Source organism: Yersinia sp. 2542 StPb PI (genome assembly GCF_048593855.1).
In the GTDB taxonomy this organism is placed as follows: Bacteria; Pseudomonadota; Gammaproteobacteria; order Enterobacterales; family Enterobacteriaceae; genus Yersinia; species Yersinia enterocolitica_E.
In genome coordinates this window covers 1-403 of sequence record NZ_JAZGQA010000515.1, presented here as the reverse complement: position 1 = coordinate 403, position 403 = coordinate 1, and the positions used below count along the sequence as shown (strand labels likewise).

Below are 403 nucleotides of genomic sequence, written 5' to 3'. Positions count from 1 at the left end.
CTTATCACATCAATGTTGTATGTGATTGGTCTTTATTAACCGAGTGAATGTATTTGAGGGGTTATTTATGTATGTCGATACAGTCTCTGTTGTCTCTGGCAGTAAGTTTATTGATGTCAATGGGAAAGGAGTGATTGATTATGAAAAAGAGATATCACTGGATTGCTGTATGAACAAGATTCATTTTCATACTAAAAAGCTAACAATTGATATTAATGAAAAACAAAAGAGATTGGTAATGTGTTTATTTAGTGATGTCAACCGTAAGCAAGATATCATAAAAGTAGTATGGTATGAAAATCATAAAAGTATTTCAGATAATAATTATCATCAATTAATACATAAGTTTAGAGCACATTTAAAAAGTGCAGGGATACCTGATGGTATTGTTAAAACCATAAAC

Annotated in this window: 1 protein-coding gene; it reads left to right on the top strand. The window is 30.0% G+C overall.

Going from position 1 to position 403, the window contains the following annotated elements:
- Positions 1–67: 67 nt before the first annotated feature.
- Positions 68–403, top strand: a 336-nt coding sequence (locus V1952_RS22560) for a winged helix-turn-helix domain-containing protein (RefSeq protein WP_420075637.1), incomplete at its 3' end; no start/stop codon positions are given.